Genomic DNA, 25,715 nt, shown 5'->3' on the forward strand with positions numbered 1-25,715 from the left:
CACATGACCGATGATCCGGCCTCCATCGCACGCAACCTGATCCGCAGCCAGCCAACCGCGACGCTGTCGACCATCGCGGCGGACGGGGGCTGGCCCTATGGCAGTCTTGTGCTGGTCGCGACCGACATGGCTGGACAGCCGATCCTGCTGATCTCCACCCTGGCGCAGCATACGAAGAACCTCGCCGCCGACGGTCGCGCCTCGCTGCTGTTCGACGGCACGGTCGGGCTGGCCGAGCGCCTGACCGGCGCGCGGGTCACGGTCCTGGGCCGGGCGGTTCGCTGCGAAGAAGACGCTTCGCTCCGCGCCCGCTTCCTGTCGCGCCATCCGTCAGCCGCGGGCTACGTCGACTTCGGCGACTTCGCCTTCTGGCGACTGGAAGTGGAACGTGCCCATCAGGTTGCCGGGTTCGGACGGATCAACTGGGTCGAGAAGCCCGACCTGCTGCCCGATTTCGGGGATGTCTCGGAACTGCAGGCGGCGGAGGCCGACGTGATCGGCCACATGAACGCGGACCATTCGGACGCCGTTGCGCTCTACGCCAATGTCCTCTGCCAGCGCCCCGGCGTCGGCTGGCGGCTGACCGGCATCGATCCGGAAGGGGCCGATCTGGCCCGGCCCGGCGACCACTGCCGCATCAGCTTCGACAAGCGGATCTCCTCGGCGGAGACGGCGAGGGTCGAACTGGTGCGAAAGGTGAAACGGGCGCGCGCGATGCTCAGTCGCGGATAATGCGATAGCGCACGACGCGGTCGTTGCCCGAGTCCGATATCCAGACCAGATCGCCATGGACCTCCACGCCCTCCGGCGTGGTGAACTGGTTCGGTCCCTTGCCCGGGCGTCCGGTGCCCAGGGTCAGCAGCAGTTCACCCTCGGCCGAGATGACCTTGACCTGATGGTTGTTCTTGTCTGCGGCGATGACCGTCCCGTCCGGCAACACATCCTGATAACGCACACCATTGAAGGCATAGGCCGTGCCGGACCATTCCTTCAGGATCTCGAGATCCGGTGAGAGCAGCAGCATGCGGTCGTTGCCCGCATCGGCCAGCCAGATATTGCCGTCCGGCGTCCATTCCAGATCGTGCGGCGACCGCAGCCCCTTCAGTTCGCCGACCACCACACCCTCCCGATAGACCACCACATTGTGCGACCAGGCCCCCGCGACATAGATGCGGCCATCCGGGCCAGCCAGCACACCCTCCGGCCCACGCACCCGCTCCGACAGTTCGCCGACCAGGGTCCCCCTTGTGCCGTCGAGTTCGTAGATCGTCACCCGGTTGTTGTGCGTATCGGCAACATGCAGCCGCCCGTCGGCATCGAAGTCGACATCATGGGTGCCGGACTGATGATCGGCACCGAAACTGCCGACCACCGCCAGGCTGGCCGGATCGAGGAATGCCACACGATTGTTTCCCACGTCGGAGACCAGCAGGTACTTCTGTCCGGCATCCAGTTTCAGGTCATGGGGATTGTCGAGCACCGCCGCGCTCGCCGCCTCGAAACGCAACTCGAAGGCCTGCGCCAGGCCAGGTGCCAGCAGTAGCGTGAGAGAAAGCGCCGTTGCAGTGATGATGGAACGCATAGAGACCTCCCTACCCGGTCAGATGGAGCCGAGAACCTCGATTGTTCCATCCTTCGCGACGCGCATGAACAGCATTTCACCCGATCGGGTGCTCTGGCCTGTGAGCGCGCGGATGTTGACCTGATGGCTGACCAGGACCAGCGGACCGTCGCCCTCCCATTCCGTCAGCCAGGCACGGAGGTCATCTATCTGTGCCTCCTGCCTCTCCCATTCGCGAAAGAAGGAGTTCAGTGCCGGCAGGATCGTGACGTCCCCCAGGCCCAGCAGTTCGGCGGTTTCGCGACAGCGGCACCAGGCGCTCGAGTAGACCGTTGCCGATGATATTCCGGCGGCGCGGAAGCGCTCCCCGATCCCGCGCGACTGCGCACGGCCCGCCGCATCCAGATTGCGCTGCGTCGTGCAGTCGGTGACATCGAATTCGGCAGGGTCGCCAACACCCGGTGCCAGTGCGTGACGCATGATGATGATGGCCTCGCCCTCGCGCGCGGCCTGCCACAAGGCGGCCTCATCCGCGGCCCGTGCGCCGAGCGGCAGCGTCAGCCCGACCGCGAGCAGAAGCGCGGCCAGGCGATTGAACATGTTCATTTCCGGTTCTCCAGACCCTTGCGAGCGGCTTCGATTGCCTCTCTCAATACGGTCCGGTCGCCGATATGGTTTGCCAGCAGAAGGTTCAGCCGTGCGGAAAAGGCCAGCGCATCGTCGGGCGACAGCCGTTGCACCGCGTCGATCAGTTCCTGATAGAAGCCATCCGGATCGCTGATGCAGGGCTCATGTTTCAGACTGCTCATCAGCATTCTCCCCTGATCTTCGCCAGCGCCCCGAGGATGGTTGCCGGATCCGGCGTGCGCCAGCAGGCCATGACATGCTGGTCCGGGCGGACGAGCACGACGGCGTTGTCCCGAACACCGAAGGCCGCGGCGATGCTGCCGTCGCTGTCGCGGAAATCCTGACCGGCATGCAACAGCCGCAATCCCAGGGGGGAGTCCACATGGAGTTCCGCGTTCGCCGGACCGAAGCAGAGCAGCGTGAACCCATCCCCCAGAATGTCCGTCAGATGGCTGACCGCGGCGTTGTCGGGAACCGACAGCGGCAGCGCCGGAACCGGGCTGCCCGGTCGCACGCTGCCCCGCAGTTCGTCGGCACCGTTCAGGCTGCTCTCCGTCAGGTGGGCCGGAACGGAGAGACGACCGGAATTGACCAGTGTTCGGGCAAAGGGGAAATCGCGGGCGAGATCGAGGACGGCATTGCGATAGACCTCCGACACGGGGGTCTTCGGGGTAATGAAGTCGGTGGCGCGGGTCGAGTTCAGGATGTTCTCGGCAGCGGCAAAGCGGCGTTCATCGTCGTAGCTGTCGAGCAGCGCCTGCCCCGCGCGGCCCTGAACCACCAGCGCCAGCTTCCAGCCCAGATTGTCGGCATCCTGCACGCCGCCATTGCCGCCACGGGCCCCGAAGGGACTGACCTGATGCGCGGCATCGCCGATGAACAGCACCCGGTCGTGGCGATAGCGTTCGATGGAGCGGCACTGGAAGGTGTAGAGCGATTTCCATTCCAGCTCGAACGGCGTGTCCGGTCCGATCATGCGGCGGATGCGGGCGAAGACATTCTCGTCGCGCAGTTCCTCGTCGCGATCCACGTTCCAGCCAAGCTGGAAGTCCAGACGCCAGACATTGTCCGACTGGCGATGCATCAGTGCCGATGCCTCCGGCCCCCATGGCGGATCGAAGTAGAAGCGGCGGATCGCCGGTCCCTCCCGCTGCATGATGATGTCGGCGATCAGGAAATGGTCCTCGAACACCTGGCCGGAAAAACTCAGCCCCATCTGCCTGCGGATGGTGGAGCGTACTCCGTCCGCCGCGACCAGCCAGTCACAGGGTTGCGTGTAGATGCCATCCGGCGTTTCCACAGTCAGGCAAACACCCGCCGGAGCGGTCTCCAGACCGGTGACCCGGTGGCACCAGCGCAGCTCGATCAGCGGCTGTTGCATCGCCTGCTCGACCAGGAACTGTTCCACATAGTACTGCTGGATATTGATGAAGGCCGGGAACTTGGAGTGCGGATTCTCCTGCATGTTGAAGGCATAGAGCCGTTCGCCGCGATAGAAGACGTGCCCCTCGTTCCAGGTCACGCCCTTCGCCATCATCGGTGCCGCAACCCCCAGGCGGTCCCAGATCTCCAGCGTCCGCTTGGCCTGGCAGATGGCCCGGCTGCCATCCGATACGGTGTTGTCCTCGTCCAGCACAACGGACGCCACGCCCCGTTGCGCCAGGTCCAGCGCCATGGTCAGGCCCACCTGCCCGCCCCCGACGATGACCACCTGCGCCGTTGGCGCGAGACCGTCGGCGAAGGCGGGCGGATGGTAGGGATAGACAGGATACTGGTAGGTCGCCATGGGCCCTGTTCCCTTCCCTCAGCCCTTCGGTCGGTTGTCGACGATGCGCTGCGCCTTGCCCATGGACCGGGCAACCCCGCCCACGTCCTGCAGGTCGATATGTGCGGACAGGCCGCACATGGTCTTGATGCGGTGCGCCAGATGCTGCGCCGCCGCCTTGCAGGCTGCACCGTCACCGGCGACATCAGGTTTCGGCTCCACACGGACGGTCAGTTCGTCGAGGTTTCCGGGCCGGTCCACCTGCAACTGGTAGTGCGGGCTGAGCCGGTCATCCTGCAACAGCAGTTCCTCGATCTGGGTCGGGAACAGGTTCACGCCGCGGATGATGAGCATGTCGTCGGACCGGCCGGTGATCTTCTCGATACGGCGGTGGCTGCGGGCGGTTCCGGGCAGCAGGCGTGTCAGGTCACGCGTGCGATAGCGCACCATCGGCAGGGCCTGCTTCGTCATCGTGGTGATCACCAGTTCACCGAACTCCCCGTCCGGCAGCACCTCGCCCGTCTCCGGATTGATGATCTCCGGGTAGAAGTGGTCTTCCCAGATGTGCAGGCCGTCCTTGGTCTCGAGGCATTCGACCGCAACACCCGGCCCCATGATCTCCGACAGGCCGAAGATATCGACCGCCTGCATTCCGGCACGCCCCTCGATCTCCGTGCGCATCTGTTCCGTCCAGGGCTCCGCCCCGAAGATCCCGATCTCCAGCGGACTGGCCGCCGGGTCCAGACCCATGCGTTCCATCTCGTCGGCGATGGCCAGCATGTAGCTCGGCGTCACCATGATGACGCGCGCGCCGAAGTCATGGATCAGCTGGACCTGCTTCTCCGTCTGCCCGCCGGACATGGGCACTACGGAACATCCCAGCCGCTCCGCCCCGTAATGCGCGCCCAGCCCGCCCGTGAACAGGCCATAGCCATAGGCAACATGAACGATGTCGCCGGGTCGGCCGCCCGCGGCACGGATCGACCGCGCCATCAGGTCCGCCCAGTTGTCGATGTCGGTCTGGGTATAGCCGACGACCGTCGGCTTGCCCGTCGTGCCGGAGGACGCATGAATGCGCACCACCTGCTCACGCGGGACTGCGAACATGCCGAACGGATAATTGTCCCGCAGGTCGGTCTTCACGGTGAAGGGGAATTTCGCCAGATCGGAAAGCTGTTTCATGTCGTCGGGATGCGCGCCCGCCGCATCGAAGGCGCTGCGGAAATGCGGCACGTTCTCCCAGGCATGGCGCAGGGACCACTGCAACTGCCGCAGCTGCAGGGCCGCCAGTTCGTCGCGGCTGGCGTTCTCGATCGGGTCCGGGTTGGCTCTCGGGTCGGTCATTGCTTCTCTTCTCTGCAGATCAGTGCGCTGCGGGCGCTTCGGGAACCAGCGTGCCGCCGATGGTTGCGGAGTTGCCCCGGAAGACGGCGACCTTCTCGTCACGCTGGTTCACGACTGTCACATCGTAGATGCCGCTGCGACGGCCCCGCGAGATCTCCTCCGCCGTTGCGGTCAGCACGTCACCGGCACGGGTCGGGCGCAGGAAAGTGACCTGCGCCGTCTGCGCGACCGCACTCTGGTTATGGGAGTTGCAGGCATAGGCAAATGCCGTGTCGGCAAGGGTGAAGGTCATGCCGCCGTGCCCCATGTCGTGGCCGTTCAGCATCTCGCGGCGCACGACCATGCGCAGCACCGACCGGCCCGGTGCTACCGAGACCACGTGAATGCCAAGGCGACGGGCGGCGCGGTCGGACTCCATCATGACCTCCGCCGCCGCCTCGGCCAGGCGCTGGGCGTCGGGCGGTGCCGTATCCGCCACGCTCAGCGCCCCTTGAAGTCGGCCGGGCGCTTCTCCAGGAAGGCACTGACGCCTTCCGCAAAGTCCGCCGTACTGCCTGCGTCACGCTGATATTCGCGCTCCCAGTCAAGCTGGGTATCCAGCGTGTGGGTGAAGGCGTTCTGCACCGCATTGCGGATCAGACCCAGACCACGGGTCGGCCCTTTCGCCAGCTTCTGCAGGACGGCCTCGCCCTCCGCTGCCAGCGCATCGTCATCCACGGCCTTCCAGACCAGACCCCAGTCGGCGGCCTCGTCGGCGGAGATCTTCTCCCCCAGCAGGGCCATGCCCAGTGCGCGGGCGCGCCCGACCATGCGCGGCAGATACCAGGTCGACCCCGCATCCGGCACCAGGCCGATGTTGCAGAAGGCCTGCAGGAAGCTGGCGGACCGGGCGGCGATGATGATGTCGCAGGCCATCGCGAGGCTCATGCCCGCACCGGCGCAGGGGCCGTTCACCAGCGCCACGATCGGCTTCTCCGATGATCGCATGGTCTGGATCATCGGGTTGTAGGCGATCTCCAGCGTCTTCCCGGCGTCGAACTCCGGATCGCCCGGCTTCGGCCCAGCGGAGGAAAGGTCCGCCCCGGCGCAGAAACCGCGCCCGGCACCGGTAATGGCAATGGCCCGGACGGCGTCGTCCGCGCAGGCGGCTTCCACCGCCGAAGCGATCTCCAGCGGCATCAGCCCGGTGAAGGCGTTCAGTCGCTCGGGACGGTTGAGCGTGATCCGCGCGACATTGTCCTTCACCTCGTAGAGGATGTGCTTGAATTCCATGCTGTGAACTCTCCTGTAGTCGCTGTCTCAGCGGCCCCTGAAGGCCGGCTGGCGTTTCTCCATGAAGGCGCTGACACCTTCTGCAAAGTCGTGGGTGGCGCCGGCGGTGCGCTGCATCTCCCGCTCCTCCGCCAGTTGCTCGTCCAGGGTCGCGGTCTCCGCGTGACGCAGGGCCTGCTTGATCAGGTGATAGGCGCGGGTCGGCCCCTTCGCCATTCGCGCCGCCAGCTCGCCCGCCCGCGCAAGCAGCCTGTCATCGTAGGTGCATTCCCAGATCAGCCCCTGGCTGGCCGCATCCGGCGCAGACAGCCGGTCGCCGGACAGGGCCATGCCCAGGCCCCTGGCGCGCCCGCCATGATGCGGAAACAGCCATGACCCGCCAAGGTCCGGCACGATGCCGAGGTTGGGACCGAACGTGAGCTGGAAATAGGCCGAACGGGCCGCAACGACGATGTCACAGGCCAGGGCCAGCGATGCGCCGCCGCCTGCCGCCGGACCGTTCACCGCCGCTATGACCGGCTTCGACAGGCCGATGAGCGCGCGCATCATCGGATTGAACTCCGCTTCCATCACGCTCGCGACCGCGTCGCCCGGTCGGCCATCACTGCCGGCGATGCGTTTCAGCAGACTGAGGTCGGCACCGGAGCAGAAGCCCCGCCCCGCACCTGTCAGCACCACGGCGCGAACGTCCCGGTCCCGCTCGGCCTTCTCGAAGGCATGCCAGAGCGCCATGGTCAGACCACGGTCGAGGCCGTTCAGGACCTCCGGTCGGTTCATCGTCAGCCACGCGACTCCGTTCCGCGTTTCGAAAAGCAAGGGTTCCTGAGCCATCCAAATTCCTCCCTGCCCCGTATATGCCATGCGCGGGGGCCCTTCGAACAGGGTTCCTGCGTGCGCCTGAACATGTTGAAACCAGTCAACACCGGATCATATGAACCAAATGGCCCATTCAGCAGACTTCCTGGATCGCACTTTCGGTGCCCTCTCGGATCGTACACGGCGTGCCATGCTGCAGCGGCTGGCGCGGGGCGAAGCGACCGTGAGCGAACTGGCAGCGCCCTTTGACATGTCGATGCCAGCGATCACCAAGCATCTCAACGTCCTGGAACAGGCCGGGCTGATCCAGCGTCAGCGCGATGGCCGCATGAAACGGTGCAGTATCCGCGCCGAGGGACTGAAACCCGCAGAAGACTGGCTTACAGCCCAGGCGGGGCCCGGAAACGGCAGTCCCGACCGGGCCTGAAACACGTGCCGGGCGGGATGCGCTCACCGTGTCCTGAATTATAATGCATCGCATGCCGCATCCATCGACCGGCATGCTGCATGATATTGCACTAAGCCGATCTGACTGCTAGACAGGTCCGTCAATGAACAGAAGCGGACAGGAAAGCTGTCGTCGTCTCCGACGAAAGCCGCTAGGCTCCGCCACGACAGGACAGGCGAAAGCAGAAAAGGGAGGCTTCGCAAGATGCTGAAACGCACGATTACGCTTGCCGCAGGTGCGGCAATGCTGGCCACGACGGCCATGGCCGCGGATCCGGTGAAGATCGGTTTCGTGACCACCTTGTCCAAGGGTCCGGCGGTGCTGGGGCGCGACATGCGCGACGCAGCCGATCTGGCCATGGAGCACATCGGCGCCAGGATGGGCGGCCGCGATGTGGAGATCATCTACAAGGATGACGAGATCAATCCCGGTATCGGCAAGAAGGTCACCGACGAACTGGTGCAGAAGGACCGCGTCGATTTCGTGACCGGCTATATCTGGAGCCACGTGCTGCTGGCGTCCTACAAGTCGGTCATCGGCAATGGCCCGATGCTGATTTCCGCCAATGCCGGCCCGTCCCAGATCGCGGGCGAACTCTGCAACGAGGATTTCTTCTCGACCTCCTGGCAGAACGACCAGACGCCGGAAGCCATGGGCGAGGTCCTGAACCAGCTCGGCATCAAGTCGATCTATGTCATGGCCCCGAACTATGCCGCCGGCAAGAACATGGTCGCGGGCGTGGAGCGGACCTACAAGGGCGAGATCCTGGGCAAGGACTTCACCAAGTGGCCGGACCAGATCGACTTTTCCGCTGAACTTGCAAAGGCACGCGCGGCCAAGCCCGGCGCGGTCTTCGTGTTCTATCCCGGCGGTGCAGGCGTGCAGTTCCTGAAGCAGTACTCGCAGGCTGGCCTCAAGGAAACCATTCCGCTGTACACGGTGTTCACCGTTGACGCGATCAGCCTGCCGGTGGTCAAGGACCTGGCCGTGGGCAGCCTGGCCACGCAGATGTGGTCCCCCGACCTGGACAATGCCGCGAACAAGAAGTTCGTCGATGGCTTCAAGGCCAAGTATGGCCGCTATCCGTCGTTCTATGCCGCCCAGTCCTACGACGCGATCATGCTGATCAAGGCAGGCGTCGATGCGGTCAATGGCGATACGTCCGACAAGGCCGGCATGCGGGCCGCCATGAAGAAGGCCGACTTCGGCTCCGTCCGTGGCGCGTTCACCTATGGCAACAACAACTTCCCGATCCAGAACTTCTACCTGCGGGAAGCGATCAAGAATGATGCCGGTGAATACACCGTGAAGACGGTCAAGACCGTGTTCACCGCGTATCAGGACAGCTACCACAGCAAGTGCCCGATGAACTGAGGCACTTCACCGTATGCCGGGTTCCGGGGATCACATGGTCCCCGGAACCTCGCGTCCGGTAGCCTCTGACGAGACGACATGAACTGGATCCTTCTGATAGAGCAGACCCTGAACGGCCTGCAACTCGGGTTGCTGCTGTTCCTGCTTGCCGCCGGGCTGACCCTGGTCTTCGGCATCATGGATCTGGTCAATCTGGCGCACGGCTCGCTCTATATGGTCGGCGCCTATTTCGCAGCGACATTCACCGCCTGGACCGGCTCCTTCGTCCTTGCGGTGGTGCTCACCCTGCCCGCAACCCTGCTTGTCGGTGCCGTGGTGGAGATCGTCTGCCTTCGAACCCTCTACGATCGTGATCACCTGGATCAGGTGCTGGCCACCTTCGGCCTGATCCTGTTCTTCAACGAGCTTGTCCGGCTGGTCTGGGGACCGGCAGGACTGAGCGTGCCCCTGCCCGAGTTCCTCTCCAGTTCGCTGGAACTGGCGCCCGGTCTGATCTACCCGAGCTACCGGCTGGCAATCATCATCGCCTCGCTGCTGGCCGCCTTCTTCCTCTACTGGCTGGTGGCCCGCACCCGCATCGGCATGCTGATCCGCGCCGGGGCCTCCAACCGGGAAATGGTCGGTGCACTGGGGGTCAATATCCGGTTCCTCTTCACCATCGTCTTCGGTCTTGGCGCCGCCCTCGCCGGGCTGGCCGGCCTGATGGCCGCGCCGATTTCCACGGTGGAGATCGGCATGGGCGAGAATGTCCTGATCCTGGCCTTCGTGGTCATCGTCATCGGCGGTATCGGTTCCATCCGCGGTGCCTTCGTCTCCGCCCTGCTGATCGGTCTGATCGACACGGTGGGCCGCGCCTTCCTGCCCGATGTGATCGGTGGCTTCTTCGACGACGAGTTTGCGGACGCCGCTGCCCCGGCGCTGGCCTCCATGAGTATCTACCTGCTGATGGCAGTGATCCTGGCCTTCCGGCCCGAGGGTCTGTTCTCCGCCAGGAACGGCTGAGCCGATGCAGATGATCCGCGTCGGTTTCATTGGTCTGGTCATGCTGGCGCTGGCCGTGGTGCCGGTCGTCGCCAATGCCATCGACGAACCCTTCTACGTCTCCCTGTTCACCCGGATGCTGGTGCTGGCCATTGCCGCCAGTTCGCTGAACCTGGTGCTGGGCTATGGCGGGATGGTCAGCTTCGGCCATGCGGCCTATCTGGGACTCGGCAGCTACGTGGTGGGTATCGGGTTCTATCACGCGGCCAACGACGGCATGGACTGGGCGCTCAACGGCTGGCTGCATCTGGCCCTGGCCGTCGTCATTCCGGGAATGGCGGCACTGCTGATCGGCGCGATCTCCCTGCGTACGCGCGGCGTCTACTTCATCATGATCACGCTCGCCTTCTCGCAGATGCTCTACTATTTCTTCATCGGGCTGGAGCGCTACGGCGGCGATGACGGGCTCAGTCTCTGGTATCTGAGCGACTTCGGGGACGTCATGGACCTGAACGACGACTCACAGCTCTACTACCTCGCCTACGGGCTGCTGGTGCTGGTGCTGTTCACCCTCTACCGGCTGGTCAACTCCCGCTTCGGCATGGTCGTGCGCGGCGCGAAGTCCAATGAGCGACGGCTGATGGCCGTGGGCTTTCCCACCTACCGCTATCGCCTGGTCGCCTTCGGCATTTCCGGTGCGATCTGCGGCGTCGCCGGTTTCCTGATGGCCAACCAGTCGGAGTTCGTCAGCACGTCGGAGATGCACTGGGTGCATTCGGGCGACCTGATCGTCATGGTCGTGCTGGGCGGCATGGGCACCCTTTTCGGACCCGTGCTGGGCGCCGTCGGTTTCCTGATGCTGGAACAGTACCTGCCGGAACTGATGGAGGGCGTCTGCCACATCATCGGCGGCGAGAGCTGCGGTATTGCCGGGGAATACTGGAAGATGGTCTTTGGTCCCCTGCTGATCCTGATCGTGCTGTTCGCGCGCGGCGGCATCGACGGCCTGCTGCAGGGCAAGGTGGGCCGCAATGTCTGAGGCGCTGACCATCGAGGGGCTGGTGAAACAGTTCGGTGGCCTGACCGCGACCGACCACCTCTCCCTGTCGGTGACCCAGGGCGAAGTCCACGCTGTCATCGGCCCCAACGGGGCGGGCAAGACCACCCTGATCGGACAGTTGACCGGCGAGATCACGCCAGACGCCGGCACGATAAGGTTTGCCGGGCGGGACGTGACCGGCCTGGCCGTTCACCGCCGTTCCATGCTGGGGCTCGCCCGATCGTTCCAGATCACCAATGTGCTGGCCGACTTCACTGCACGGGCCAATGTGGCGCTGGCGGTGCAGGCGCATCAGGGCCATTCGTTCCGGTTCTGGCGCAAGGCCGCGACGGACCCGCGACTGATCGGCCCGGCCGAGGAGCATCTGGCGACCGTCGGCCTGGCCGACCGCGCCGATGTCACCGCCTCCAGCCTCAGCCACGGCGAACAGCGCCAGCTCGAACTCGCCATGGCCCTGGCGACGCGGCCGGCAATGCTGCTGCTGGACGAGCCGATGGCGGGCATGGGGCCGGAAGACAGCGCCCGCATGGTGGAGATCCTGAAACGCCTGAAGGGTGAACTGACGATCCTGCTGGTGGAGCATGACATGGACGCCGTCTTCGCCCTGGCCGACCGCATCACCGTGCTGGTCTATGGCCGCGCCATCGCCACCGGCGCACCGGAGCAGATCCGCAATGACCCGGATGTTCGCGCCGCCTATCTGGGCGAGGAGACCGGCGATGCTTGAAGTCGCGGACCTCGAGACCTCCTACGGCCAGAGCCAGGTGCTGTTCGGCATGAACCTGTCCATCGAAGCGGGCCAGGTGGTGACCCTGATGGGCCGCAACGGCATGGGCAAGACGACCACTGTCCGCTCCATCATGGGCCTGACGAAGGGACATGCCGGATCGATCCGGTTCGAGGGGACGGAGATCCGGGGCATGCCGTCCTATCGGGTGGCGAAGATGGGGCTGGGACTGGTGCCGGAGGGACGGCAGATCTTCCCCAACCTTTCCGTCCGGGAGAATCTGGTCGCCACCGCCGACAACCGCTCCCCCGGCGCGGCACGCTGGACGCTGGAAAGTGTTCTGGCCGCCTTCCCGCGCCTTTCGGAGCGTGCCGGCAACATGGGCAATCAGCTCTCGGGCGGGGAACAGCAGATGCTGGCGGTCGCCCGGGCACTGATGACCAATCCGCGCCTGCTGATCCTGGACGAGGCAACCGAGGGCCTGGCCCCCCTGATACGGCAGGAAATCTGGTCGATACTGGGCAGCCTGAAGGCGGAGGGCCAGGCCATCCTGGTCATCGACAAGAACGTCGCGGCCCTGAAACGGCTCGCCGACCGGCATTGCTTCATCGAAAAGGGCAGGGTCGCCTGGTCAGGCACGACAGCGGAGCTGAATGCCGCCGCTGACATCGAACAGCGCTATCTGGGCGTCTGATCCCGTCTGAACCCAGCGTTCATGATTTCTATACTGAATCCGGACAACACTGCCGCCAAGCAATCCACAAGAGCGTCGGCGGGGAAAGTCCAGCATGTATGATCTCGACAATGGTGCAGAAGCACGCCGCATCTCTGACGCCGCCATGCAGTTGCTCGAGGCCTACGAGATTCCGCCAAACCCCGACTACTTCCGCCTGATGTACGACTATGTCTCCGGTCGCGATCCGGTTGTCACCCGCCAGCTCGGCGATGCCGCAAGCGAGAGCAACGCACGGTTCCGCCGTGTCGCCACCGACCTGCTGCTGCATCATTATGGCGAAGGCCGCACCCTGAACCTGCTGTCGGAAACCGGTGGTGCGCTTGGCGAGATCGTCAACCGTTCCGTCGGCCAGCTCGCCGATGCCGGCTCGGAGGCCAAGGAATTCAGTTCCGAACTCGGTGGTTTCGCGGATGGCCTCGGTGAGGTCAATGCCGAGGTGAGCGTCAGCACCCTGGTCGAACAGATGGTCACATCCACACGTCGGATGCAGGCGAAATGCGCCAAGCTGGAGACGGATCTCACCCAGTCCAGCAACGAGATCAACAACCTGCGCAACAAGCTCGACGAGACCCGCGCGGAGGCACTGACAGACAAGCTGACGGGCATCTCCAACCGGGCAGGCTTCGACAAGGCACTGAATACCGCCATCGTCGAGACGCGTGACGAGAATGCGCCCATGACGCTGATCATGTGCGACATCGACAACTTCAAGAAGTTCAATGACAACTATGGTCATCAGGTCGGCGATCAGGTCCTGCGCCTGGTGGGCGGAATCCTGCGCAGCACGCTGAAGGGTCAGGACATTCCCTGCCGCTACGGCGGCGAGGAGTTCGCCATGATACTGCCGCGCACCGATGTTGTCGGCGCGAGCAAGGTTGCGGAAGCCATCCGCGTCATGATCGAACGCAAGCGCATCGTGCGCAAGAGCACGGGCGAAGCCATCTCGCGCGTCACCATGTCGTTCGGTATCGCCGAGTATCTGCCCGGCGAAGCGGGCACCGATCTGATCGAACGGGCCGACAATGCGCTCTACCGCGCCAAGAACGAAGGCCGCAATCGTGTCTGCATCGGGGCGCAGGCAACCGAGAAACCCAAGTCAGGGACCCCCTCCGTGATGGCCGCCGCCGGTTGAGCCGCTGAGACAGAAGGCTTTACACGCCAGGCGATAAGCGTCTATTCAGCCCGACGATCATCTCATCGGAGAACGCCACCCATGCCCAAACCCGAATGGGGTGCCAAGCACAGTTGCTCAAGCTGTGGCACCAAGTTCTACGACTTCAACAAGACGCCGCTGATCTGCCCCAAGTGCGGAACGGAGAACCAGCCGCTGGTGGTGTTCAAGCAGCGTCGCCCGACACCGGCTGACCCGCCGAAGAAGCCGACCCCCACGAAACCCGTCAAGGCCGTCAGCGATGACGATGATGATGACGACGATCTGGAGGTCGATGACGACGATACCCTGCTCGACGACGACGACGATGACGATGATGTCTCGCTGTCGGTGGACGATGACGAGGATGACGCGCCCGTGCCCGGCACCCCCGACGTCGACGAGGACGACGACGACGAGCCCGTTGACCTGGGTGACCCGGACATCGATGACGATGACGACGACATGTCCGACGACGACGAGGACGACGACGACACGAAGTAGCGTTCCGGTTCGCGACCACGGGAACCATCATGATACCGAAGCCGCTGCCCCGGACCCTGGTTCGGCGTGGCGGCTTCTTCGTTTCCGCCACCCGCGCATGGAAGCGCAACCGATTGACGCCATGGTTTAACTGACTAGAGTTCAGTTAGATCGGTTCCGCCTGCTGCGGAACATCAGGATGCGATCAGGGGAGCTGGCGGAATGACCGCAATCGAGCAGAGCAGTCCGGCGCGGGCCGGTGAGCACGATCTGGCCCACCTGCCGGGTCACAAGGGCATGCCGGTGCTCGGTGACACGCTGAAGTTCCTGAAGGACCCCATGGGGCTGCAGCGGCAGAACTACAGCGAGTACGGCACGGTCTACAAGGCCAGGACGTTCATGCAGTGGAACGTCACCATGCTGGGCCCGGACGCGCTCGAGTTGGTGCTGATGGATCGGGAGAAGAACTTCTCCTCCAAACTCGGCTGGTCGCACATGCTGCGCCGCCTCTTCTCGGACGGTCTGATGCTGCGCGACTTCGACGACCACCGGGCGCACCGCCGCATCATGCAGGTGGCGTTCAAGCCGGAGCCGATGAAGGATTACCTGCTGCGCATGAATGGCGGTATCGAGGCGCGGCTGGACGAGTGGTCGAAGATGTCGGAGTTCAAGTTCTACCCGGCAATCAAGGAACTGACGCTCGATCTCGGTGCCAGCGTGTTCCTGGGCCTGGACATGGGTCCCGAAGCCCGCCGCATCAATCAGGCCTTCGTCGATGAGGTTGCCGCCGCCGTCTCGGTCGTGCGCCGACCGGTGCCCGGGCTGGCGATGGCCCGGGGGGTCAAGGCACGCAAGTTCCTGAACGAATTCTTCCGCGACCTCATTCCGGTGCGGCGTGCGGGCAGTGGTGACGACATGTTCACCCAGCTCTGCCAGGCGGAGTCAGAGGACGGGCAGAAACTGTCGGATCAGGAAATCATCGATCACCTGAACTTCCTGCTGATGGCCGCACACGACACCACGACCAGTTCCCTGACCACCATGTTCTGGGCACTGGCTGCCTTCCCGGAATGGCAGGAACGGATCAGGGCCGAAGTCGCCGAGATCGGGGGTGCGCACCTGACCTATGACCGCATGGGCGACATGGATTATGCGGAACGGACCTTCAACGAGGCGCTGCGCTGCATGCCGCCCGTTCCCTTCATTCCGCGCCGGGTGATGCGCGATTTCGAGTTTCAGGGGAAGACCATACCGGCCGGCACCAATGTCAGCGTCAGCCCGGGTTTCGTGCACATGATGCCGGAGCTGTGGACGGAACCGGAGAAATTCGATCCCGACCGCTTCTCCGCCAATCGGGCCGAGCACCGCAATCACAAGTTCGCCTGGGCGCCGTTTGGCGGCGGCGCGCACAAGTGCCTGGGGATGCATTTCGCCTACATGCAGGTCAAGGCGTTCTCCTTCCAGTTCCTGCAGCGGTTCCGGGTCAGTGTCGAACCGGGGTACGAACCCGAGTGGGCGCGCATCCCGATCCCGAAGCCCCTGGACGGCCTGCCGGTGAAGCTGGAGCAGCTCTGAGACCGCACGGCTGTCCCTGCTTTCAAGGTTGCCGCCGGGTGGCGGGAGCCACTACGGTTCAGCCATGAACGACCATGTCATCGACCAGGGCTTCGATGCCTATACCGACAGCGATCACGCCGTCTGGCGCACCCTGTTCGAGCGTCAGTCGAAGCTGCTGCCCGGTCGCGCGGCACCGGAGTTCGTGGAGGGGCTGAAGGCCCTGGGCGTGGCGGCGGACGGCATCCCGGACTTCGAGGCGCTTTCCGACATCCTGGAGGCAGCCACCGGCTGGCGCATCGTCGCCGTCGCCGGACTGGTCCCCGATGACGTGTTCTTCCGCCACCTGGCCAATCGCCGTTTTCCGGTCACCAACTGGATCCGCAAGCCGGAACAGCTCGATTACCTGCAGGAACCGGACGTGTTTCACGACTGCTTCGGACATGTGCCGATGCTGTTCAATCCGGTCTTTGCCGACTACATGGCCGCCTATGGTCGGGGCGGCATCAAGGCGCTGAACCTCGGCGCGCTGAAACTGCTGGCGCGGCTGTACTGGTACACGGTGGAATTCGGCCTGATCCGCACCGATGCGGGCCTGCGCATCTATGGCGCGGGCATTGTCTCCTCCAGGGGGGAAACGACCTTCAGTCTGGAGGATGAAACACCGAACCGGCTCGCCTTCGACCTGTTGCGCATCATGCGCACCGACTACATCATCGACCACTATCAGCAGACCTATTTCGTCATCGACTCCTACGACCAGCTGTTCGATGCCACCCGCCCGGACTTCACGCCCTACTACGCGCAGTTGAAGCCCCTGCCGAGCCTGGACCCCGATCAGGTTCTGCCCACCGACGAGCGGATCTGACAGATGGGCCAGGTCACCGACCGGCGGTCGCGCCATGGAATGGACTGACGACGGCATCGTGCTGTCGTCACGCCGTCTGGGCGAAGGCGGCGCGATTGTCAGCCTGCTGACCGAGTCCCAGGGCCGTCACGCCGGTCTGGTGCGCGGTGCGGGATCGAAGCGGCAGCGCGGTGTGATCATGCTGGGCAATACCGTCCACGCCACCTGGCGGGCCCGGCTGGCCGACCATCTGGGCACCATGCGGCTCGAACCCGCGATCAGTCGCACCAACATGGTGCTGGACGATCCGGTGCGCCTTGCCGCGCTGGCCAGTGCCGCCATGCTGCTGGAGGGTGGCCTGCCGGAGCGCGAAGCCCACCCGGTACTGTTCCGCGCCACCACGATCCTGTTCGATGCCATCGCTGCCGGTACGGACGACTGGGTCGAAGCCTACTTCGGCTGGGAAGTCGGGCTGCTGTCGGAGATGGGTTTCGGGCTGGACCTTTCACGCTGTGCCGGGACCGGTGCCACGGCAGATCTGGGCTATGTCTCACCGAAATCCGCGCGGGCCGTCTCGTTGGTTGCAGGCCAGCCCTACGCGGAGAAGCTGCTGCCCCTGCCCCGCTTTCTGGTCGGGGGGCGCGGACGCCCGGTGGCGAATCACCCGGCGACTGACTGGGCCGACGCCGCCCAACTGACCGGCCACTTCCTCGAACGCCAGGTCTTCCCCCGCGAGGACGGCGGCTTGCCTGCCGCACGCGGGCGATTTGTTGAGTTGCTCTTGCGTCGGACCACTACATCTGGTGTGTTGAGCGACAGATTACCGGACTCGCCCGAAGACGCATGACCCCGCGCGTCAGGGCCGGTCCCCCGACAAGGAAACGCCCGCGCCATGAGTGAACTTTCCCCCCCCGACAAGGAAAACGTCACCCCGGTCCCGCTCAGCGATGCATTGAGCGAGCGTTATCTGGCCTATGCGCTCTCGACCATCGTTTCGCGATCCCTGCCGGACGTGCGCGACGGGCTGAAACCCGTTCACCGGCGGCTGCTCTACGCCATGCGCCTGCTGCGCCTCGACCCCGATGCCGGTTTCAAGAAATGCGCCCGCATCGTCGGCGACGTGATGGGCAAGTTTCACCCCCACGGCGACCAGGCGATCTATGACGCGCTGGTGCGGCTGGCGCAGGACTTCGCGGTGCGTTACCCGCTGGTGGAGGGACAGGGCAACTTCGGCAATGTGGACGGCGATAACGCCGCCGCCATGCGGTACACGGAGGCGCGGCTGACCCGCATTGCCGAGCGCCTGCTGGAAGGCATCGACGAGGATGCGGTCGATTTCCAGACCACCTATGACGGGGAGGAGAACGAGCCGCTGGTGCTGCCGGCGGCGTTCCCCAACCTGCTGGCCAATGGGGCGGCGGGGATCGCGGTGGGCATGGCCACCAACATTCCGCCGCACAACGCCACGGAGATCTGCGAGGCCCTGCTGTGGATGCTGGAGCGCCGCGCCGACATCCCCGCCGACGAGAGCGAGGAAGACCGCCAGAAGCGTGTAAACCGCTGGCACCGCAGCCTGATGTCGCGGATGCCCGGTCCCGACTTCCCCACCGGCGGCATCATCGTCACCGACCCGGCCACGATCTCCGACGCCTATCTGTCCGGGCGTGGCGGGATCCGCCTGCGGGCGCGCTGGGAGAAGGAGTCCGCCGGTCACGGCACCTATCAGATCAGGGTGTTCGAACTGCCCTACCAGGTGCAGAAGGGCAAGCTGGTGGAGAAGATCGCCCAGCTGATCAACGACAAGAAGCTGATGGCGCTGGCCGATGTGCGCGATGAATCCGCCGACGATATCCGCCTGATCCTGGAACCCCGGTCCCGCACCATCGACGCCGACGCCCTGATGGAGCAGCTGTTCCGCCAGACGGATCTGGAAGTGCGTTTCAACCTGAACATGAACGCCCTCGACGCCAGCCGCACCCCGCGCGTCATGCCGCTGCACGACATGCTGCAGGGCTGGCTGGACCACCGCCACGTGGTGCTGCAGCGCCGCACCCGGCACCGGCTGGCGAAGATCGCCGACCGGCTGGAGGTGCTGGGCGGCTATCTCGTCGCCTTCCTGAACCTGGATGAGGTCATCCGCATCATTCGGGAGAACGACCGCCCGAAGGAAATCCTGATGAAACGCTTTACCCTGACCGAGCGTCAGGCGCAGGCGATCCTGGACATGCGGCTGCGCCAGTTGCGCAAGCTGGAGGAGATGGAGATCCGCAGCGAGCATGACGCGCTGACGCTGGAGAAGGCGGAACTGGAAGACCTGCTGGGCGACGAGATGAAGCGCTGGGCGCAGATCGGCGATCAGGTAAGGACGCTGCGCGCCGAACTGAAGAAGCTGCCGGAGCTGGCACAGCGCCGCACAGGCTTCGGCGACGAGCCGTCGGAGGAACTGGCGCAGGCGGCGGCAGAAGTCCTGATCGAGCGGGAGCCGATCACCGTCATCTGCTCGGAGAAGGGCTGGATCCGCGCCGCCAAGGGCCACATCGACCTGACGACGGAGCTGAAATACAAGGACGGCGACCAGGGCCGCTTCAGCTTCCATGCCCAGACCACCGACAAGCTGCTGGTCTTTGCCACCGACGGGCGCATCTTCACACTGGGTTGCGACAAGCTGCCGGGCGGGCGCGGTCACGGGGAGCCTGTCCGCCTGATCATCGACCTGCCGAACGACCAGGAGATCGTGGATCTGCTGGTCCACACACCAGGCGCGAAGCGGCTCATCGCCTCCTCCGCCGGGCGCGGCTTCGTGGTGGCGGAGGATGACGTGCTGGCCTCCACCCGCAACGGCCGCCAGGTGCTGAACCTCGGCAAGGGCGAGACCGCACAGGCCTTCGTTCCGGTCACAGGCGACCATGTCGCGGTCATCGGCAGGAACCGGAAGCTGCTGGTCTTTCCCCTGACGGAAATGCCGGAGATGGGGCGCGGCAAGGGCGTCATGCTGCAGCGCTACAAGGACGGCGGCATGGCCGACGTGAAGACCTTCACCGCCGCGGACGGTCTCACCTGGACCGGCCCGTCAGGCCGCACAGGCCGGGAAGATGACTTCTCCGACTGGCTCGCCAAACGCGCCAGCGCCGGCCGCATGGCCCCGCGCGGTTTCAACAAGACGGGCTTGTTCGGGTAAACGGAGCGAGCTCTTGAACAAGGAGCACCAACGCACATTCTTTATGGCTGACTAAATTTTTTTGGAGAAGAGCAGCCACGGCGCACTTCTCAATGCACCGTGGCCGTATCGTGAATCATGATGGTTCGCTCTTACTGGTGGCGACTTGGCAACCCGGCCTGCCACCGAACCATATCCCCGATAATCGGGAATATGTCGTTGTGCTTCGCACCAAATCTGATGAATCCGTTTTGATACGATCCGATATCTCGGTTGGCACTCCCATCATCAATAGGCAGCCAATCTGACAACTCCTGGAGTTTGTATGTCTCGATCTCATGTTGATCCAAATCATAGAATCGCCAGACAGGATTCTGATGCGAAAAGTCGATTCTTTCGACAGAATTCATTAATCTGTCGAACAATTCCTCCGCGTTTTCAGGACGTCGATTACTAAAATTTAAATCATATGTCAATTTTGCAATAGATTTCAGCACAACTGGTTGCGCTGAAACTGTAATTTCTTTCGACATGCTGCTGCGCCAGATAGCGCGGCAAGGTCAGGGGTTCGCGCGTCAGCGGATGCCCCTGCCGTACCACCACCGAGAGCCATTCGCGCCCCAGCCGGGTCCGGTGAATGCTGTCCGTCAGCGGCAGCGGCACATCCATGCCGAGGTCGATGCGGCCGGAAGCCAGCTCGCGTTCGATGTCCCGCCGGTCAACGCGGACCACCAGCAGGTCGATACCGGGTGCGGAGGCCCCGAGCTCCACCATCAGCGGCGGCAGGATCGCGGCCTGCATCGCCTCCCGCATCGCGATGGTGAAACGTTTCGTGGCCGTTGCCGGGTCAAAGCCGTCCGCGCGGCCCAGCGTTTCCTCCAGCCCCTGCAGGGAGGACCGGACCTGTTCGATGATCCGCCGCGCCAGCGGGGTGGGGGCCATCGTACGGCCACTGCGTTGGAACAGCGGATCATCGAACATCTCCCGCAGCCTGCCCAGGGCATGGCTCACGGCAGGCTGGGACAGGTTCAGCCGACGGCTGGCAGCGGTGATGCCGCCCTCCGCATAGATCGCTTCCATGACCACGAAGAGGTTGAGATCGACTCGGGACAAATTCATCTGGTGCATCTTTCAGAATGCAAACAATGCATTTCACAGATGATACGAACAGGCGCACCCTCCGCGCAACTGGTGAGGCCATCAAGGGATGGCGCTGCCCCGACCCACTCCTCCGCCCGGCCACCCACGGGATCATTCTGAACGGGTGGCCGGTTGGGGGAGTGGGCCGGGGTAGCAACCGAAAAGCCGAAGAGGAGCGACAGTGATGAACTTCGAACATTCGCAGAAGGTGCAGGACCTGCAGGCCCGGCTGCTGGACTTCATGGCAACGCAGGTGGAGCCGAACGAGGCGCGCTACGCTGACGAGGTCGCGGAAGGGGAGCGCTGGAAGGTCATTCCGGTGATGGAGGAACTGAAGCAGGCCGCGCAGCAGGCGGGCCTGTGGAACCTGTTCCTGCCTGAATCCGGCCATGGCGCGGGCCTGACCAACCTGGAGTATGCGCCGCTCTGCGAGATCATGGGCCGCATCCACTGGGCACCGGAAGTCTTCAACTGCGCCGCCCCCGACACCGGCAACATGGAGACGCTGGAGCGTTATGGCACGGAGGCGCAGCAGCGCCGCTGGATGGACCCGCTGCTGGCGGGCGAGATCCGCTCCTGCTTCGCCATGACGGAGCCTGCGGTCGCATCCTCTGACGCCACCAACATCGAATGCCGGATCGAACGGCAGGGCGAGAAATACCTCATCAACGGGCGCAAGTGGTGGTCGACCGGCGCGCTGCATCCGAAGTGCGAGCTGTTCATCGTCATGGGCAAGACCGACCCGGACAACCCGCAGCGCCACCGCCAGCAGTCGATGATCCTGGTGCCCCGCGACACCCCCGGCATCCGTATCGTCCGCTGGCTGCCGACCTTCGGCTATGACGACGCGCCGCACGGCCATGCGGAGGTCGCATTCGACAATGTCGAGGTACCGGCGGAGAACATCCTGCTGGGCGAGGGCCGGGGCTTCGAGATCGCGCAGGGGCGGCTTGGCCCGGGCCGCATCCACCACGCCATGCGCGCCATCGGTCAGGCCGAGGTGGCACTGGAAAGCATGTGTCGCCGGGTGAAGCAGCGCACTGCCTTCGGCAAGCCTCTGGCGGAGCAGACCGTGACCCTGGAACGGATCGCGGAGGCCCGCATCGCCATCGATCAGGCCCGCCTGCTGGTGCTGAAGGCCGCCGACCGCATGGACAAGGTGGGCAACAAGGAAGCGGCGGCGGAGATCGCCATGATCAAGGTCGCGGCCCCCAACATGCTGCAACGCGTGATCGACTTCTCCATCCAGGCCCACGGCGGTGCCGGCATGACCGACGATTTCGGCCACGGCTTCGCCGCCGCCAACGCCCGCGCCATGCGCATCTTCGAAGGCCCCGACGAGGTCCACCGCAACCAGATCGGCCGCATCGAGTTGAAGAAGTATGCGTGAAGGGTGAACTAGTCCCTGATCAGGGCGTCATAGTCGCGTCCACCACAGGCAACCGTCACAACCTCTACCGCGTCATCCGTGATGCGGTAGAGGATGACTGCGGTACGCTCGGACGAAATCATCCTGATCCCTAGAGAAAGATCGTCTCGCCCCTCACCCCATCTCCGCCACAGCCGCCGCCAGGGCGAGCTGCTTCTTGGCCTGTTCGACGTGCAGGTTCTCGATCATGCGGCCGTCGACTGTGACGACGCCCTTGCCTTCGCGCTGGGCTTCCTCGAAGCCGGCGACGATGCGGGCGGCCATTTCGAGCTGGGCTTCGGTGGGGGAGAAGACCTCATTGCAGGGGACAACCTGGCTGGGGTGGATCAGGGTCTTGCCGTCGAAGCCCATTTCCAGACCCTGCTGGCAGATGTCACGGAACCCGTCCTCGTCCTTGATGTCGTTGTAGACGCCGTCGAGGATCTGGATGCCGTAGGCGCGGGCGGCGAGCATGCAGATGCCCAGCGCGGTGACCATGGGCAGGCGCATCGGGGTGTGGTGCGCGCCGGTGTCCTTGGCGATGTCGTTGGTGCCCATGACCCAGACGGCGACACGGTCGGAGGCCGCGCCGATGGACTGGGCGTTGAGGATGCCGATGGGGGTTTCCATCATGCACCAGAGCGCCATGCTGGCCGGGGCACCGGCCTTGTCCATGGCGGCGACCAGACCCTGCACGGTCTCGGCGTCATTGATCTTCGGCACCAGGATGGCGTCGGCACCGGATTTCGCGATGGCCGCCATGTCGTCGGCGCCCCAGGGAGTGTCGAGGCCGTTGATGCGGACGATCATCTCCCGCTTGCCATAGCCGCCGGCGGCCAGCGCATCGACGATCTGCTGCCGTGCCGTCGCCTTGGCGTCCGGCGACACCGCATCCTCCAGATCCAGGATGATGGCATCGGCGGCGATGGTCTTGGCCTTCTCCATCGCGCGGGTGTTGGACCCCGGCATGTAAAGGACACTGCGGCGGGGGCGGACGGATGCGGCCATGTGGTATCTCTCCCTCTTGCCTGCTCGATTGGCAATTCAGTAACTGTCGCGGGACACTATAATTTCCCCCGGGGCCTGCGCAACGAAAGGTGGAGACATGGCGGTACTTTCCCTGTCCAGCCAGGTGGCGATGGGCCATGTGGGCAACTCGGCGACCGCCTTCGCGCTGCGCCGACTGGGGCATGTGGTCTGGGACGTGCCGACCACCGTGCTCAGCTTTCACCCCGGTCACGGCCGCCCGGAGGGCAAGGCGCTGGAGTGCGGATCGGTTTCCGCGATCATCCGCGCCGTCATCACCCGCGCCCGACCGGACCTGGTGTTCTCCGGCTATCTCGGCGATCCCACCAACGGCGAGATGCTGGCCCGGCATCTGGACCGCCTGCGGAACGACGGGGACTGCCGCTATGTGCTGGACCCGGTGATCGGTGACACCCACACGGGCCGCTATGTCTCGCGGGAAGTGGCGTCGACGATCCGGGACTCGCTGATGCCCCGCGCCGACATCGTGCTGCCGAACAGCTTCGAGCTTGGCGTGCTGGCGGGCATGCCGACCACGACGGAGACGGAGGTGACGGAGGCTGCGCGGCACCTGCTCTCCCTTGGTCCCGATGCGGTCGTCTGCACCTCGTCCCCCGGTGCGGCGGACCAGGTGCATGTCCTGATCGTGCAGCGGGACTCGCGCTACCGCATCTCCATGCCCGCGATCCCCGACGCACCGCACGGCACCGGCGACCTGTTCGCAGGCCTGTTCATGGCCCGGATGCTGGATGGCATGCCCCTGCAGAACGCCGCCGCGCTGGCCGCCGCCGCCGTGCACGCGGTGATCGGCTGGTCCCGCGCGCTGGGAGACAGCGATCTGGCGCTGGTCGCCGCACAGTCATCCCTGCTGGATCCGCCGCTGGAGGCGGAAATCACGGTACTGCAGGCAGAACCGGAGGCCGCGGCATGAATATCGGCGAAGCAGCGCGGGCGTCGGGCCTGCCCACCAAGACCGTGCGCTATTACGCGGAGATCGGGCTGGTCACCCCGTCGGGGCGGCGCAGCAACGGCTATCGCGACTATGGCCAGCAGGAGGTGCAGCAACTGCGCTTCGTGCAGCGCACCCGCAGCTTCGGCTTCAGCATCGACGCCTGCCGCGAGCTGCTGGCGCTCTATGCCGACCGGAATCGCGCCAGCGCGGACGTGAAGGCCATCGCCCTGGATCATCTGGCCGAGATCGAGCGCAAGATGACGGAACTGCAGTCCCTGCACGACGAACTGACCAATCTGGCCAGCAACTGCCACGGCGACCATCGGCCCGACTGCCCGATCCTGGAGGGGCTGGCGGTCAAGGGGTAGGTAGGCCGGAAGGCATCGGATAGTGTCTTCAGGGGGAGGAACCGGAAAATGACCAAGCGACCTGAACTGATCGTCGATCCGGCCTTTGTCGAGGCCGGCCTTGATGCGGGCACGATCCGGGTGATCGACTGCACCGTCACCTTCGAGACGAAGCCGGTTGGAGCCTCCACGATCCACAGCGGGCGGGAGGGCTGGCTGGCGGGGCACATTCCGGGCGCAGCCTTCCTGCACATGGTAGACGACCTCTCCGACCCGGAGGGGGCCTACCCCTTCACCATCGCGCCGCAGGCGCAGATCGACCGGGTGCTGTCGGAGATCGGGATCAGCCCTGACGACACGGTGGTGCTCTACGGTTCCGGCACGGCGGTGGCGGTGACCCGCGCCTGGTGGGTGCTGACCGTCTCCGGCCTCCGCGATGTGCGGATCATGGATGGCGGCTGGCAGCGCTGGGTCGCGGAAGGGCGGGCCGTCGCCACGGGGGAGGAACAGTTCACCCCCTCCACGTTCCGGGGCACGCGCACCCAGGCTGCCATCGCCGACCGGGAAACGATACGGCAGGCCATTGCCGACGGTGACACCCAGATCGTCAATGCGCTGTCGCTGGATCAGTTTCGGGGGACGGGCGGCACCCACTATGGCCGCCCCGGTCGGATCCCGAACAGCCTCAGCGTTCCGGCCACCGATCTGCTGCACCCGCTGACAGGCGATTTCGCGACGCCGGAACAGATGGCGCAACAGCTCGCAGCGGTCGATCCCTCGAAGCCGGTGATCACCTATTGCGGTGGCGGCATCGCGGCGGCGGCAACGCTGTTTGCCCTGCATGTCGCGGGGCACGACAATCTGCAGCTCTATGACAATTCGCTGCTGGAGTGGTCGGCACTCCCGGACCTGCCCATGGAAAGCGACAGAACCTGAGGGT

General features: G+C 64.8%; 27 protein-coding genes. 17 read left to right on the forward strand and 10 right to left on the reverse strand.

Annotated elements, in window-relative coordinates:
• Positions 1-3: 3 nt before the first annotated feature.
• Positions 4-732 (forward strand): DUF2470 domain-containing protein, encoded by a 729-nt coding sequence (locus tag QGV54_RS16075; RefSeq protein WP_281019691.1) that lies wholly within the window; start codon positions 4-6, stop codon positions 730-732.
• Here the strand turns inward: QGV54_RS16075 and QGV54_RS16080 are convergent.
• From QGV54_RS16080 to QGV54_RS16115, 8 genes are read right to left on the reverse strand one after another with little or no spacing between them, the layout of a single operon-like run.
• Positions 719-1,582 (reverse strand): NHL repeat-containing protein, encoded by an 864-nt coding sequence (locus QGV54_RS16080; protein WP_281019690.1) that lies wholly within the window; start codon positions 1,580-1,582, stop codon positions 719-721. The genes QGV54_RS16075 and QGV54_RS16080 overlap by 14 nt on opposite strands.
• An 18-nt stretch (positions 1,583-1,600) precedes the next feature.
• A complete protein-coding gene (locus QGV54_RS16085; RefSeq protein WP_281019689.1) occupies positions 1,601-2,167 on the reverse strand; it encodes a histidine phosphatase family protein in 567 nt (188 codons plus the stop codon).
• Positions 2,164-2,370 (reverse strand): DUF2783 domain-containing protein, encoded by a 207-nt coding sequence (locus QGV54_RS16090; protein WP_281019688.1) that lies wholly within the window; start codon positions 2,368-2,370, stop codon positions 2,164-2,166. The genes QGV54_RS16085 and QGV54_RS16090 overlap by 4 nt, the downstream gene beginning before the upstream one ends.
• Positions 2,370-3,974 carry an FAD-dependent oxidoreductase gene (locus QGV54_RS16095; protein ID WP_281019687.1) on the reverse strand — a complete coding sequence of 535 codons (1,605 nt, stop codon included), beginning with the start codon at positions 3,972-3,974 and terminating at the stop codon, positions 2,370-2,372. Before QGV54_RS16095 ends, QGV54_RS16090 begins: the two co-directional genes overlap by 1 nt.
• Positions 3,975-3,992: 18 nt before the next feature.
• On the reverse strand, positions 3,993-5,297 hold the full coding sequence (gene paaK / locus QGV54_RS16100; protein WP_281019686.1) for a phenylacetate--CoA ligase PaaK: 1,305 nt from the start codon (positions 5,295-5,297) through the stop codon (positions 3,993-3,995).
• 19 nt (positions 5,298-5,316) lie between these two features.
• Complete coding sequence (gene paaI, locus QGV54_RS16105; RefSeq protein WP_348637684.1) at positions 5,317-5,781, reverse strand: hydroxyphenylacetyl-CoA thioesterase PaaI; 465 nt, start codon at positions 5,779-5,781, stop codon at positions 5,317-5,319.
• Complete coding sequence (gene paaG / locus QGV54_RS16110; RefSeq protein ID WP_281019684.1) at positions 5,778-6,569, reverse strand: 2-(1,2-epoxy-1,2-dihydrophenyl)acetyl-CoA isomerase PaaG; 792 nt, start codon at positions 6,567-6,569, stop codon at positions 5,778-5,780. Before paaG ends, paaI begins: the two co-directional genes overlap by 4 nt.
• A 27-nt stretch (positions 6,570-6,596) precedes the next feature.
• The gene (locus tag QGV54_RS16115) at positions 6,597-7,400 is read right to left on the reverse strand and encodes an enoyl-CoA hydratase-related protein (RefSeq protein ID WP_281019683.1); all 804 of its coding nucleotides are present in this window, start codon (positions 7,398-7,400) and stop codon (positions 6,597-6,599) included.
• A gap of 109 nt (positions 7,401-7,509) precedes the next feature.
• On the opposite strand from QGV54_RS16115, the gene QGV54_RS16120 reads away from it, so the two are divergent.
• From QGV54_RS16120 to parC, 12 genes are all read left to right on the forward strand, one after another.
• Complete coding sequence (locus QGV54_RS16120) at positions 7,510-7,812, forward strand: metalloregulator ArsR/SmtB family transcription factor (RefSeq protein ID WP_281019682.1); 303 nt, start codon at positions 7,510-7,512, stop codon at positions 7,810-7,812.
• Positions 7,813-8,037: 225 nt separating this feature from the next.
• Complete coding sequence (locus QGV54_RS16125) at positions 8,038-9,207, forward strand: ABC transporter substrate-binding protein (RefSeq protein ID WP_281019681.1); 1,170 nt, start codon at positions 8,038-8,040, stop codon at positions 9,205-9,207.
• Positions 9,208-9,285: 78 nt separating this feature from the next.
• A complete protein-coding gene (locus tag QGV54_RS16130; RefSeq protein ID WP_281019991.1) occupies positions 9,286-10,209 on the forward strand; it encodes a branched-chain amino acid ABC transporter permease in 924 nt (307 codons plus the stop codon).
• Between the two features lie 4 nt (positions 10,210-10,213).
• Complete coding sequence (locus QGV54_RS16135; RefSeq protein WP_281019679.1) at positions 10,214-11,227, forward strand: branched-chain amino acid ABC transporter permease; 1,014 nt, start codon at positions 10,214-10,216, stop codon at positions 11,225-11,227.
• Positions 11,220-11,975: an ABC transporter ATP-binding protein gene (locus tag QGV54_RS16140; RefSeq protein ID WP_281019678.1), complete on the forward strand. Its 756-nt coding sequence runs from the start codon at positions 11,220-11,222 to the stop codon at positions 11,973-11,975. Before QGV54_RS16135 ends, QGV54_RS16140 begins: the two co-directional genes overlap by 8 nt.
• Complete coding sequence (locus tag QGV54_RS16145) at positions 11,968-12,669, forward strand: ABC transporter ATP-binding protein (protein WP_281019677.1); 702 nt, start codon at positions 11,968-11,970, stop codon at positions 12,667-12,669. The genes QGV54_RS16140 and QGV54_RS16145 overlap by 8 nt, the downstream gene beginning before the upstream one ends.
• A gap of 94 nt (positions 12,670-12,763) precedes the next feature.
• Complete coding sequence (locus QGV54_RS16150) at positions 12,764-13,843, forward strand: GGDEF domain-containing protein (RefSeq protein ID WP_281019676.1); 1,080 nt, start codon at positions 12,764-12,766, stop codon at positions 13,841-13,843.
• An 81-nt stretch (positions 13,844-13,924) separates the two neighbouring features.
• Positions 13,925-14,365 (forward strand): TIGR02300 family protein, encoded by a 441-nt coding sequence (locus tag QGV54_RS16155; protein WP_281019675.1) that lies wholly within the window; start codon positions 13,925-13,927, stop codon positions 14,363-14,365.
• 201 nt (positions 14,366-14,566) lie between these two features.
• On the forward strand, positions 14,567-15,919 hold the full coding sequence (locus QGV54_RS16160; protein ID WP_281019674.1) for a cytochrome P450: 1,353 nt from the start codon (positions 14,567-14,569) through the stop codon (positions 15,917-15,919).
• A gap of 64 nt (positions 15,920-15,983) precedes the next feature.
• A complete protein-coding gene (gene phhA, locus QGV54_RS16165; protein ID WP_281019673.1) occupies positions 15,984-16,766 on the forward strand; it encodes a phenylalanine 4-monooxygenase in 783 nt (260 codons plus the stop codon).
• Positions 16,767-16,800: 34 nt separating this feature from the next.
• Positions 16,801-17,592, forward strand: coding sequence for a DNA repair protein RecO (gene recO / locus QGV54_RS16170; RefSeq protein ID WP_281019672.1), 792 nt, complete (start codon positions 16,801-16,803; stop codon positions 17,590-17,592).
• Positions 17,593-17,637: 45 nt separating this feature from the next.
• Positions 17,638-19,923, forward strand: a complete 2,286-nt coding sequence (parC, locus tag QGV54_RS16175; RefSeq protein WP_281019671.1) for a DNA topoisomerase IV subunit A — start codon at positions 17,638-17,640, stop codon at positions 19,921-19,923.
• Positions 19,924-20,367: 444 nt separating this feature from the next.
• On the opposite strand, the gene QGV54_RS16180 is transcribed toward parC, so the two are convergent.
• Positions 20,368-21,021: a LysR family transcriptional regulator gene (locus QGV54_RS16180; protein WP_281019670.1), complete on the reverse strand. Its 654-nt coding sequence runs from the start codon at positions 21,019-21,021 to the stop codon at positions 20,368-20,370.
• A gap of 205 nt (positions 21,022-21,226) precedes the next feature.
• Between QGV54_RS16180 and QGV54_RS16185 the strand changes: the two genes are divergently transcribed.
• Complete coding sequence (locus tag QGV54_RS16185) at positions 21,227-22,432, forward strand: acyl-CoA dehydrogenase family protein (protein WP_281019992.1); 1,206 nt, start codon at positions 21,227-21,229, stop codon at positions 22,430-22,432.
• Between the two features lie 153 nt (positions 22,433-22,585).
• Here QGV54_RS16185 and QGV54_RS16190 read toward each other — a convergent pair whose 3' ends face one another.
• Complete coding sequence (locus QGV54_RS16190; RefSeq protein ID WP_281019668.1) at positions 22,586-23,458, reverse strand: CoA ester lyase; 873 nt, start codon at positions 23,456-23,458, stop codon at positions 22,586-22,588.
• 97 nt (positions 23,459-23,555) lie between these two features.
• Between QGV54_RS16190 and pdxY the strand changes: the two genes are divergently transcribed.
• Genes pdxY through QGV54_RS16205 form a run of 3 tightly spaced genes read left to right on the forward strand, consistent with a single transcriptional unit; the run spans position 23,556 to position 25,711 of the window.
• Entirely contained in the window at positions 23,556-24,407 is an 852-nt protein-coding gene (gene pdxY / locus QGV54_RS16195) for a pyridoxal kinase (protein WP_281019667.1), read from the forward strand.
• The gene (cueR, locus tag QGV54_RS16200) at positions 24,404-24,796 is read left to right on the forward strand and encodes a Cu(I)-responsive transcriptional regulator (protein ID WP_281019666.1); all 393 of its coding nucleotides are present in this window, start codon (positions 24,404-24,406) and stop codon (positions 24,794-24,796) included. The genes pdxY and cueR overlap by 4 nt, the downstream gene beginning before the upstream one ends.
• A 48-nt stretch (positions 24,797-24,844) precedes the next feature.
• Positions 24,845-25,711 (forward strand): sulfurtransferase, encoded by an 867-nt coding sequence (locus tag QGV54_RS16205; RefSeq protein ID WP_281019665.1) that lies wholly within the window; start codon positions 24,845-24,847, stop codon positions 25,709-25,711.
• The last annotated feature ends 4 nt before the right edge of the window (positions 25,712-25,715 follow it).

This window comes from Minwuia sp. IMCC3060 (assembly GCF_029909435.1).
Classification (GTDB): Bacteria; Pseudomonadota; Alphaproteobacteria; order Minwuiales; family Minwuiaceae; genus Minwuia.